Annotated in this window: 4 protein-coding genes; all 4 read left to right on the top strand. The window is 48.7% G+C overall.

Annotated features, from left to right (window positions below):
• Positions 1-185: 185 nt before the first annotated feature.
• Complete coding sequence (gene tig, locus JU82_RS04960; RefSeq protein ID WP_037947331.1) at positions 186-1487, top strand: trigger factor; 1302 nt, start codon at positions 186-188, stop codon at positions 1485-1487.
• Complete coding sequence (gene clpP, locus JU82_RS04955; RefSeq protein WP_037947328.1) at positions 1487-2083, top strand: ATP-dependent Clp endopeptidase proteolytic subunit ClpP; 597 nt, start codon at positions 1487-1489, stop codon at positions 2081-2083. Before tig ends, clpP begins: the two co-directional genes overlap by 1 nt.
• 9 nt (positions 2084-2092) lie before the next feature.
• Complete coding sequence (locus JU82_RS04950) at positions 2093-3151, top strand: diguanylate cyclase (RefSeq protein ID WP_037947326.1); 1059 nt, start codon at positions 2093-2095, stop codon at positions 3149-3151.
• Between the two features lie 7 nt (positions 3152-3158).
• Positions 3159-3593: peptide deformylase (def, locus tag JU82_RS04945; RefSeq protein ID WP_037947337.1), on the top strand; the 435-nt coding region annotated here is incomplete at its 3' end.

Below are 3593 nucleotides of genomic sequence, written 5' to 3'. Positions count from 1 at the left end.
GCTTCGAATGCTTGCTGATTGGTTGTTTTAGACATTGTTCTCTCATGCAATCTTGATGGTCTTACTTTAACACGTTTTTGCTGAGGAGCAGATGAGCAAATCCTATCCTTCATAGACATATTAGCCCTTTTTGGGTATTATTGCCCCCATTTAGTCTGCCAAGACAACGATAACAAAGGGATTCAATGCAACTCACAACGAATAAAATCGACTCTGCAAACGCAAAAATCAACGCAGCCATTACACGCAACACTATCGATGCAAACGTCGAAAAAATTGCCAACCAACTCTCCAAAGAAGCTAAAATCGCCGGTTTCCGCAAAGGGAAAGTTCCCCTCAGCGCCGTCAAAAAACAGTACGGAGAGCGCCTGATTCAAGACGCTGAAGCGCAAGCGCTCCGCGATCTTCTCGATAAAGGCCTTGAAGCGATGGAGATCGCGGCAAGCGCTCTTATCGGCGAACCTCAAATTACCAAGTTCGATAAAAACGACAACGGCATTGACGTCGAAGTAACCCTCGCTATCCGCCCTGCAATCGATTTGGGCGACTACACCGCCATGGTTCCTGAATTTGCCAAACCGGCCGTCAGTGATGAAGCAATCATGGAGCGCATCGAAGAGCTGGCAACCGCTCAGGCTCCGCTTGTCAACGTTGATGAAGACCGCGCCCTGATCAGCGGCGACACCGCTTTGATCGATTTCGAAGGGTTTGTCGACGGCGAAGCATTCGAAGGCGGCAAAGCCGAAGGTTTTGCTCTGCGCCTCGGCAGCGGCCAGTTTATCCCGGGCTTTGAAGACCAGGTCATCGGAATGAAAAAAGGGGACGAAAAAACAATCGACGTCACCTTCCCTGAAAACTACGGCGGAGCGAAACTGGCCGGCAAAGCCGCTCAGTTCAAAGTAAAAGTAAACGCGATTCAAACGAAAGAAACGGTAACCGTAGACGATGAGCTTGCGAAAAAAATGCTTCCGGGCTTCGAAGACGCAACCGTCGATATGCTCAAAGAGAAAGTCAAAGAGCAACTCCAAAGCGAAGAGATGAGCAAACTCTACAACGACGAGCTCAAACCGTCTTTGATGGAGACATTCGTTAACGCGTTCACGATCGATCTTCCCGAATTCATCGTCGATCAGGAGATGGATATGGCGCTGAACAAAAAAGCGCGTGAAATGGCTGAAGCGGAACTCGAAGAGCTCCGCAACGATGCCGAAAAAGTCAAAGCGCTCCGCGAAACGTTCCGTGACGACGCTTGCCGCGCGGTAAAAGCAACCTTCATCGTTGATGCCCTCGCTAAAGCGGAAAACATTTCCGTCAGCGAGCAGGAATTGATGCAAACCATCTATTTCGAAGCGATGCAAATGGGTCAAGATCCAGCGGCTGTCTACAAACACTATCAGGAGTCCGGATACCTTCCGGCGATCCAAATGGCGATGATCGAAGATCGCGTATTGAGCAAACTGCTCAACGATAAAATCAAAGAGGACTAATGAGCTACATCCCTTACGTCATTGAAAAGACGGGGCGCGGAGAGCGTTCCTACGACATCTATTCGCGTCTGCTCAAAGACCGTATCGTTATGCTTAGCGGTGAAGTCAATGATGCCGTAGCGTCATCCATCGTGGCGCAATTGCTGTTTTTGGAAGCCGAAGATCCTCAAAAAGATATCTATTTTTATATCAACTCTCCCGGCGGTGTCATCACCTCGGGGATGGCAATCTTTGATACCATGAACTACATCCGCCCCGATATCTGCACAATCTGCATCGGACAAGCCGCTTCTATGGGAGCATTCCTCCTCAGCTCCGGCACCAAGGGCAAGCGTTATGCCCTTCCGCATGCGCGGATCATGATCCACCAGCCCCTCGGCGGAGCGCAGGGTCAGGCAACCGATATCGAGATTCAGGCGAAAGAAATCCTGCGGATGAAAGCCGAACTCAATGAGATTTTGGCAAAAAACTGCGGACAAAGCGTTAAAAAACTTGAGAAAGATACGGACCGCGATAATTTTATGTCGGCGGAAGAAGCCGTAACTTATGGTATTATTGACGAAGTGCTTGTCCAAAAAGACAAAGAAGAAAAATAAAGGGCTTTAATGGCAAGTCTCAGTGACCTGAAACGTTCACATCGGCCTGCCGCCCAAACTAATCCTGACGGGAGCAACAGCTTTATGAGTATCAGTACCGGTTCTTTAAGTGACCCCACCAGTGATCTGGAAATTTTTGCCAAAGAGGTTCTGAGTGCTCTTATCTCGGACAATCTTCCTCCTACCCCTAATAACTTTGCGCTCTATTTCGACCGCATTCTGGAAGATAAAAGCGAAAGTCTCCGTCGTCAGATCGGTTCTATTCTTGAACTCGAAGAAGACAATCACGACGATAAAAGTGTTGAACTGGAAAAAACCCTCAAACAGGGCTTCTTGTCTATCAAAAACATTTTACAGCTCAGTGCCACCCTCTACAAAAACATTGCGTTGATGGAAAAAATCCTCGACAAACGCAAAGAAGAGATGAAAAGCGTCCCGACCGTAGCAGGAGCGAGTGATCTGCTCTCGTCGCTGAGCAATGACGTCAACAAACTCAGCACGATCCTGAAAAAACAAGTTACCCATATGAAAACGGTTTATGACGAAACGGCCGGCATCGTTCGTCAGGTCGAAAGCGAAACGATTTTCGATAACCAGTACGGCGTCTATAACAAACGCTACCTCCTCACCAAACTGGAGCAGGAGCGCAATCTTATCGACGAATTCAAGCACAAAAGCTCACTCATTACCGTTCGCCTCTCCAAAGAGACGAGTTCGATCATTCAGAGCGAAAAGGCGCAGCAGCTGATGATCCGCACCGTTGCGCGATTGCTGCTTAAAACATCTCGCCGCAGTGATATCGTCGCCCACTACGGCGAAGGCGTTTTTGCCATGGTGCTTAAACACACCGATATTGAAAGTGCCAAAAGAGCCTCCGAGCGTCTTTACGACCTTGTCGCTTCGAGCAACTTCTTCCTGGCCGAAAAAGAGATTCAATTGCGCATCGCGATCGGTATTGCCGAAATGACGGCCGCAGAAGGGGTAGAACAGACTCTGGTCTGCACTCTGGACGCGATGAACATGGCGGATGACAATCCAAAATTGCGTTATATGGTTTGCAACGAATAAGGTTTTTATGATTCTGCCGATTATCACCTATCCCAATAAACAACTCAAAACCATATCCCGCACAGTAACCGATTTCGATGAAGAACTGCATCGGTTTCTGGATGACATGTTCGAAACGATGATGCAATCAAACGGCATAGGACTGGCCGCGATTCAGGTCGCCAATCCGATCCGCGCCCTTATTTTATGCATTCCCGACGACGAGGGGAACCAAGAGAAAGAATCTCTCATCGAAATCATCAATCCCGTTATCCACAACCCTCAGGGGACAACCCTTTATCAGGAAGGATGCCTGAGCGTTCCGGGGTTTTACGAAGACGTCGAACGGTTTGAAACCCTTACCCTGCATTATCAAAATCGCCACGGTGAAACGTGCGTGATGGAAGCCGATGAGCTGCTGTCCATTGCCATACAGCATGAGATCGATCACCTCGACGGCAAA

This window comes from Sulfuricurvum sp. MLSB, assembly GCF_000747095.1.
Classification (GTDB): domain Bacteria; phylum Campylobacterota; class Campylobacteria; order Campylobacterales; family Sulfurimonadaceae; genus Sulfuricurvum.
This window is presented reverse-complemented; position numbering and strand designations above follow the sequence as displayed.

Excerpts from the sequence above, each read along its gene's own strand:
- JU82_RS04950 (WP_037947326.1), top strand. The coding sequence starts at position 2,093 with ATGGCAAGTCTCAGTGACCTGAAACGTTCACATCGGCCTGCCGCCCAA.
- tig (WP_037947331.1), top strand. The coding sequence starts at position 186 with ATGCAACTCACAACGAATAAAATCGACTCTGCAAACGCAAAAATCAAC.
- clpP (WP_037947328.1), top strand. The coding sequence starts at position 1,487 with ATGAGCTACATCCCTTACGTCATTGAAAAGACGGGGCGCGGAGAGCGT.